This is a genomic window from Sphingomonas bacterium (genome assembly GCF_903643065.1).
Classification (GTDB): domain Bacteria; phylum Pseudomonadota; class Alphaproteobacteria; order Sphingomonadales; family Sphingomonadaceae; genus Sphingomonas.
This window is the reverse complement of record NZ_CAHJWX010000097.1, coordinates 1-6,853: the sequence shown is the minus strand read 5'-3', so window position 1 is coordinate 6,853 and position 6,853 is coordinate 1. Positions and strand designations below refer to the sequence as shown.

General features: G+C 68.9%; 8 protein-coding genes. 3 read left to right on the top strand and 5 right to left on the bottom strand.

Going from position 1 to position 6,853, the window contains the following annotated elements:
• Nucleotides 1-131: 131 nt before the first annotated feature.
• The 5 genes from HUU95_RS05010 to HUU95_RS04990 all read right to left on the bottom strand — a co-directional run bounded on the left by HUU95_RS05010 (nucleotide 132) and on the right by HUU95_RS04990 (nucleotide 5,709).
• The gene (locus tag HUU95_RS05010) at nucleotides 132-557 is read right to left on the bottom strand and encodes a nuclear transport factor 2 family protein (protein WP_174279108.1); all 426 of its coding nucleotides are present in this window, start codon (nucleotides 555-557) and stop codon (nucleotides 132-134) included.
• A complete protein-coding gene (locus tag HUU95_RS05005; protein WP_174279107.1) occupies nucleotides 554-1,864 on the bottom strand; it encodes a spinster family MFS transporter in 1,311 nt (436 codons plus the stop codon). The genes HUU95_RS05010 and HUU95_RS05005 overlap by 4 nt, the downstream gene beginning before the upstream one ends.
• Before the next feature lie 5 nt (nucleotides 1,865-1,869).
• Entirely contained in the window at nucleotides 1,870-4,158 is a 2,289-nt protein-coding gene (locus HUU95_RS05000) for a TonB-dependent receptor (RefSeq protein WP_174279106.1), read from the bottom strand.
• A gap of 66 nt (nucleotides 4,159-4,224) precedes the next feature.
• Nucleotides 4,225-4,782: a GlcG/HbpS family heme-binding protein gene (locus HUU95_RS04995; protein ID WP_254602628.1), complete on the bottom strand. Its 558-nt coding sequence runs from the start codon at nucleotides 4,780-4,782 to the stop codon at nucleotides 4,225-4,227.
• A gap of 189 nt (nucleotides 4,783-4,971) precedes the next feature.
• The gene (locus HUU95_RS04990) at nucleotides 4,972-5,709 is read right to left on the bottom strand and encodes a TetR/AcrR family transcriptional regulator (protein ID WP_174279104.1); all 738 of its coding nucleotides are present in this window, start codon (nucleotides 5,707-5,709) and stop codon (nucleotides 4,972-4,974) included.
• 165 nt (nucleotides 5,710-5,874) lie between these two features.
• On the opposite strand from HUU95_RS04990, the gene HUU95_RS04985 reads away from it, so the two are divergent.
• From HUU95_RS04985 to secE, 3 genes are all read left to right on the top strand, one after another.
• Nucleotides 5,875-6,474, top strand: coding sequence for a VOC family protein (locus HUU95_RS04985; RefSeq protein ID WP_174279103.1), 600 nt, complete (start codon nucleotides 5,875-5,877; stop codon nucleotides 6,472-6,474).
• A 21-nt stretch (nucleotides 6,475-6,495) separates the two neighbouring features.
• The gene (locus tag HUU95_RS04980) at nucleotides 6,496-6,741 is read left to right on the top strand and encodes a hypothetical protein (protein ID WP_174279102.1); all 246 of its coding nucleotides are present in this window, start codon (nucleotides 6,496-6,498) and stop codon (nucleotides 6,739-6,741) included.
• A gap of 8 nt (nucleotides 6,742-6,749) precedes the next feature.
• On the top strand, nucleotides 6,750-6,853 hold a 104-nt coding region (gene secE / locus HUU95_RS04975; RefSeq protein WP_174279109.1), incomplete at its 3' end, for a preprotein translocase subunit SecE.

Genomic DNA, 6,853 nt, shown 5'->3' with positions numbered 1-6,853 from the left:
GCGTCGCGCGCGAGCTGCGCCGACGACAGCGGCAGCGCGGGGTGATCCGCCCGCGTGCGACGCGCGCCGTTGGGCGCGACCGCGATCAGGGCCGGCAGCGCGATCATCGCAGCCGCCGCGTCATGACTCGGCTAGTCAAAGTGGAACACCACGGTGCGCGCCATCGCCGCGATCCGCCAGCTACCGTCGGCGGGATCGCGGACGAGATCGAGCGCGGTGTCGCTCAGATTGGCGAGCTTCGCGGTCGGCGCGTCGCCGTCGCTCGCATAGACGACCGCCTGAAACGTCGCCTGGGCGCCGCCTTCGCGCGGCGCCAGCATCAGTGCGAACCAGTGATGCCGCGTCCGGCGGCCCGGCCGCCCGCCGCCCCCGAACGCCGCCTTGATCGCGTCCCGGCCTTCCACCGCCGGCCGCCCGGCGACGCCCATGTCGAGTCGCGCTCCATCGGCGAACAAAGCCGGCAGGCTGTCCACGTCCTTGCGGTCCAGACAGTTGAAGAACCGAGTGACGAGGTCGTCGATCGCCAGCCGGTCCGCGATGTCGCCAGTGTCGGTCATGCATGCGCCTTTTCGATGAGGCCGGTGTCGCGCGCCGCCGCCCGCGCGGCGATCCACCCGCCCGCCAGCGCGACGCACGGGATCAGCATCGCCCAGCGCAGCGATTGATCGCCCAGCGAGGCCGCGCCCGCGTCGCTCGCCAGCCCGACGATCAGCGGCGAGATGCCCAGGCCGAGCAGTTGCTGGGCGAAGACGACGATCAGCGATGAGGCGAGCCCGCGCTGGTCGGACGGGACCAGGACGATCGCCGCGGCGAGGATGGGGCCGCAGGCGATCCCGTTGAAGAACACGGCGACGGCGCCGCCGGCCAGCGCGACCGCCAGCGAGGACGAGAACACGAACACCAGCGTCGCGGGGGTGGCCAGCAACGCGCCGAGCGTGACCAGCCGCAGCGGCGCGCGCGGGTCGCCCGAGCGCTTCACCAATCGCGCGGAGAGGGCACCGCCGACCAGCGTGCCGATCAGTCCCGCGCCGCCGGTGATCGGGCCCACCACCGTGCCGACCTCGCGCGCGCCGACGCCGTGCAGCCGCATCAGAAACGGCGGACCCCAGATGATCAGCGCCGACGCCCCCGTCCACATCAGCGCGACCGCCACGAACAGCAGCCCGAAGCGCCGGTTGGAGCGCAGCAACGTCCAGGCCTGGCGATAGCTGCCCGACGCAAGCGTCGCGTCGGCGGCGTCGCTCGCCGCGCCGCGCGGCGGCTCGCGCACCGTCAGGACGATCAGCAGCGCCAGCACCAGGCCCGGCATGCCCAGCGCGGTGAACACGGCGCGCCAGCCATGGCTGGCGGCGATCAGGCCCACCACCGCCGAGCCGCCGACGACGCCGATGAAGGCGCCGGTCTGGAAGATCGCGAGCGCGGCCGACCGCTGGCTCTTGCCGAACACGTCGCCGATCATCGGGACGGCGGTCGGGTAGCAGGTCGCCTCGCCGACGCCGACGCCAACCCGGATCGCCAACATCGATAGAAAGCTGCCCGCCCGGCCGGTCAGCACCGTCATGCCCGACCACAGCAGCACGCCCAGCCCCAGCAGGTTGCGCCGGTTGCCCCGATCCGCCCGGCGCGCGATGGGGATGCCGAACAGCGCGTGGAACGCCGCGAAGCCGAAGCCCGCGATCACGCCGACCTGCAGGTCGCCGAAGCCGAACTCGCGCCGGATCGGCTCGATCAGCAGGTTCATCGCGACCCGATCGATCGTGTTGAAGCTGTTCGCGACCACGAACAGCGCGAGCATGTACCACGGATAGGCGCGTGCGCCCGCGCCCGTCCCGGCGGGAGCGACGACGGTCAGCTGGCGCGCCACGCCGATCAGAACCGCAGGTTGATCGAGCCGCCGAACTCGCGCGGCCGGCCGTAGAGCTGATAGACGATGCCGATGCCGGTGCTGTCGCCGGCGCTCGTCAGGTAGCGCTTGTTGGTCAGGTTGGTCGCGAACAGGCTGGCGCTCCATGGCCCGTCCTGCGGCGCGTAGGTGAGCCGCCCCGCCAGCAGGCCATAGGCGGGGATGTACGACACCGCCGTGTTGGCCGGCGTGACATAGCTGCCCGAGCGATAGGCGAAGTTGACGTTGGGGGTCAGCGACCCGGCCGAGCCCAGATCCGTCCGGTAGCTGGCGTTGAGGCTGTAGGTCAGTTCGGGCGCGTACGGGATCTTGCTGGTCGCGGTGACGACCGCGCCGGGCTGGATGGTGGTGTATTTGTTGTGCGCGTAGCCGATGCTGCCGCCCAGCTCCAGCCCGGTCGCCGGCACCACCGTCAGCTCGCCCTCGGCACCCTGGATGCGCGACTTGGCGACGTTGTTGACGTCGGTGACGAGCACGCCGTTGATAAGGATGTTCCGCTGCAGCTGGATGTTGCTGTACTCGGCATCGAAGGCCGCGACGTTGAGGCGGACGTGATGATCGAGCAGGTCGGACTTGAAGCCCAGCTCGTAGGACGTGACCTTTTCCGGATCGAACTGGGTCAGCGCCGACAGCGCCGCCGGCCGGCCGTTGAACCCGCCGCTCTTGAAGCCCTTGGAGACGGACGCGTAGACGAGCACGTCGCGCGTCGCCTGATAATCGAGCGCGGCGCGCGGCGTGAACGAAGTCCAGGTGTGCGCGAGCCGGACGTTGTTGACATAGACGATGCCGCTTTCCGGACCGGCGACGAAATCGATCAGGCGCTTGTGCTCGCTGGTGTAGCGGCCGCCGAGCGTGAGGTTCAGCCCGGGCAGCAGGTGCCCGGTCGCCTGCGCGAAGGCGGCATAGTTGCTCGTCGACTGATCGAGCAGCTGGCGGCGCTCGATCTCCGGGCCGACCCGCAGCGTGAACAGGCCGGGGATGATCGTGCCGATATTGTCCTCGGTCCCCCGCTCGTGCAGGTAGAACCCGCCCAGCACGTAATCGACATGGTCGTCGAGCAGCTTGCCGCCGAGCTGCAGCTCCTGCGTGAACTGATGCGAGTGCGTGCGGCGATCGACCTCCAGATACGTCGCCGCCGAGCTGTCGGCGTCGCGGCTGAAGAACTCGGTCAGCTTGCGATAGGCGGTGATCGACTTGAGCGTGACGCCGCCCAGGTCATAGGCGATCGTCGCACTGGCGCCGCCCAGATCGTCGTTGGCGGGCTGAGGATTGCGCGAGAAATTATCGTACCGGCCCGAGGCGGCGCCGGCCTGGGTGATCGGCGTGCCGGCCGGATTGCCGATCCGCGCGTTCCACAGGTTGAGCAGGCCGGCCGGGACGATCAGCGTCTGCCCCGGCGTCGCGGTGTTGCGGTAGCGGGTATAGTCGCCCGACAGGTCGACCGTCAGCCGGTCGGTGGGCGTCCATCGCGCCTTGACGCGGGCGGACAGGTTGCGCTGATCGCCCAGCCGGCCGAGCTCATTGCCGGTGGCGCCGAGCCGCTTGCCGTAGCCGTTCTCGTGCCGGTAGTTGATCGCCGCCGAGACGCCGAACTGGTCGGACAGCTTCTGGTTGGTGAAGCCGCGCAGCTGGTAGAGCGCGTAGTTGCCGCCGATCAGCTCGACCTGCGTTTCGGGATGGACGCCCGGCGTGACCGTGATCAGGCTGATCGCGCCGCCGATCGTGTTCTTGCCGAACAACGTGCCCTGCGGACCGCGCAGCACCTCCAGCCGCGCGATGTCCGGCAGGTCGATCGCGCCGCCCGCCGAGCGCGCCACATAGACGCCATCGACATAGATCGGCACGCCCGGCTCGGTCTGCAGCGACGGGTCCTGCTGGCCGATGCCGCGGATGTAGACGATCGGCACCGCGTTGGTGGGCGCGGTGTAGCCGGACGCGCTGATCGCCACGTTGGGCGCGAGCCGCGACACATCCTCCAGCGCGCGCACGTTCTGCGCGCGCAGCTGGTCGCCGGTGACGGCGGTAATCGCCAGCGGCGTGCGCTGCACCGACTCCTCGCGGCGTTGCGCGGTGACGATGATGTCCTCGATCGCCTGCCGGTCGGCGACCGGCAAGGGCGTCGCGGGGGTGGAGGGGGGCGCGGGCGAGGTGGGGGCGGGGCTGGTCTGCGCGCGCGCCGGCAGGGCGCCGCTCGCCATCGACGATGCGACCAGCAACGCCGCCCTGGCGGCCTGGTGACGATAACCTTTGTTCATGCCATCCTCTCCCTCAATGCGATCTTCGTCGCTGCCGTGACCGGCGATCTTGTCTCTTGCGTGGATCTAGTCGGTCGGCGTGGCTCCGATCCGCCGCAGCGCCGCGACCGCGCATCGTTCGTCGACGGCGCTCGGCTCGGCGCCGCTCACCCCGATCGCGCCGACCAGCCGGCCGTTCATCACGATCGGCAGCCCGCCGGCGAAGGTCAGCAGATTGCCGTCGGCGACCACCCGGTCGCGCAGCCTGGCGTCGGTCTTCGTCGCCTCGCCGACCTGCTCGCTCGGCTGCCGGAAGGTCAGCGCGGTGAAGGCCTTGCGAAAAGCGGTGTAGGCGTGGTTGCCGGCGGTTCCGTCGGCGATGAAGTAGAGCTTGGGCATGCCCGCGAGATCGACGATCGCGACGCCGACATGATAGCCGGCGCACGCCGCCGTCGCCGCCCGGGCCGCGACGAGCGCGACATCCATCGGCAAGGCGGGGCTGACGGGTGTCTCCGCCGGGCGCGGCGGCAGGGGACCTGTCGGGAACGGCAGGCCGCCGAACATCCGCCCCCGGTCACCGGGAAAGCCGGAAGCCTTGCTGGCGTCCCATTGGGCGCTGGCGGGCGACATCGCCGCAGCCAGCACGATCAAGACGGATCCTAGCCTGCCCCACAGCCTGTCCACGTCTCCACTCCTGTATGCTTATCGTGTTAAGCGTTAGCTACGGAGTTTTCGGCGGCCGTGCAAGGCCGAATGACGAACTGGTCTAAATTGCCTTGCTCACATGGATTAGTGTGTCGCGATGAACCGGCTGCCGGCGTTGATGCGCCACCACTATGCCGGACGTTCCTCGACGGCCTCGGCGGGCAGTGGCCGGAACGCGATCGCCTTGGCCTCCTCGACGTCGAGGCCGAAGGCGACCAGCATCGCGGCGGCGGCGTGATCGACATGGTCGGCGCCGGGCCGGTCGACGAGCAGGCGATAGATGATCCGGATGAGGAACCCGATGCCCAGATCGAGCGCCATCGTCGCCGACATCGCGCTGAAGCGCCCGCTTTCCACCGCGACGGCGAACTCCCGGCCGACATTCTCCGTCATGTCCCCGCCGATCCCGCCAAGGATCGGCAAGGTCCGCAACAATATCCAGCCACGCGCCGGATCGGCGACCGCGTAGCGGGCAAAGGCACGGAAGCTGACGGACAGCCGTTCCGCCGGATCGGTCATCCCGCTGCGGGCCAGGTCGAGTCGGGTATTGATCGTCACGGCGATCTCGTCGGCCACGGCGCGGAACAGTTCGTCCCTGGTCTCGAAATAATTGTAGAAGGTGCCGCGCGCCACGCCGGCCTCCAGGATGATGTCGTCGATCGTCGGCACCTCCGCGCCGTGCAGCGCGAAGACCTTGTAGGCCGCCGCGACCAGCCGCGCCCGGGTCTGTGCGCGACGCCGCTCGCCGACGTGGAGGCGGCGCGCCCGCTCCACCGGGTTGAGCTTTGATTTCCGCACCGCCGCCACGCCATCGACCTCCAGCCGTTCACCGACCGGCACGCCATCCGCGTTCCAGCCAATCGCCACCCGCGTTCCTATCAGGTCATGGCCGACACCGACCACCTCCGCGTAAGCGTCTGAAAGTCAGTTGACACTAACGTACAAATGGGAGCATTGAGTGGGCGTGAAAGCGGGTGGATCGCTCGCGTGACGCGACGGGCGACCAGCGCCGCAAAGCAGGAGTGGAAAGCCATGAACGTCCAGACCAGCAGCCTGCGCGCCGCGGTTCCGGTCAAGCCGGCGCCGTCCAAACTGTCGCATGTCGTTCTCAACACGGCGCGGTTCGAGGAGATGAAGGCGTTCTACGCCACCGTGCTCTGCGCCAAGCCGGCGTATGAGAACGAGATGATCCACTTCATGACGTATGACGACGAGCATCATCGTCTCGGCTTGATCAACAAGCCCGGCCTTGCGGACACGGACAGTGGCCGGGCGGGGCTGGAGCATATCGCCTTCACCTATCCGACGCTGGAGCTGCTGCTCGCCGCCTATGTCCACAACAAGGACCAGGGGATCGTGCCGTTCTGGCCGATCATCCACGGCCCGACCGTGTCGCTCTATTACCACGACCCGGACGGCAACAAGATCGAGTTCCAGTACGATGTCTTCCCCGATCAGGCGGGGGTCGACGCGTTCATGGACAGTGGCGCCTATGACGAGAACTTCATCGGCATCATCTTCGATCCCGACAAGATGGTCGAGGATCTGGAGGCGGGCAAGCCGGTGGAGGACATCGTCCGGCGGCCGCGCCTGCCCGAGGGCGTCAGCCCGTGGGACATGATCCGCGACTGAGCGCGCGAGAGGGAGCGGACCATGAAACTCGCGAGTTTCCTGCGCGACGGCGCGGCCAGCTTCGGTTGCGTCGAGGGCGATGAGGTGCTGGATTTCGGCCCCGCCCTGGCGCCCGGCACGACGTTGCGCGACTGCCTGCCCGCCGGCCTGCCGCATTGGCGGGCGCTGGCGGCGGTACATCCCGATGGGAAGGCCGCTGGCGGCGAAATTATCGTGTTGGCTAAGGATCGCCGGTGGCAGAGGTTTCGCGCAGCAAGAATGGGGTAGGCGGCTGGATCCGCAACCTGCCCACCTTCTTCAACCAGGTGAAGGCGGAGACCGCTAAGGTCGTCTGGCCGAGCCGGCGCGAGACGGTGATGACCGCCGTGATGGTGGTCGC

What these genes read in the sequence shown, in the direction of transcription:
- HUU95_RS05010 (WP_174279108.1), bottom strand. Translation starts at nt 557, where the DNA reads ATGACCGACACTGGCGACATCGCGGACCGGCTGGCGATCGACGACCTC.
- HUU95_RS05000 (WP_174279106.1), bottom strand. Translation starts at nt 4,158, where the DNA reads ATGAACAAAGGTTATCGTCACCAGGCCGCCAGGGCGGCGTTGCTGGTC.
- HUU95_RS04985 (WP_174279103.1), top strand. Translation starts at nt 5,875, where the DNA reads ATGAACGTCCAGACCAGCAGCCTGCGCGCCGCGGTTCCGGTCAAGCCG.
- HUU95_RS04980 (WP_174279102.1), top strand. Translation starts at nt 6,496, where the DNA reads ATGAAACTCGCGAGTTTCCTGCGCGACGGCGCGGCCAGCTTCGGTTGC.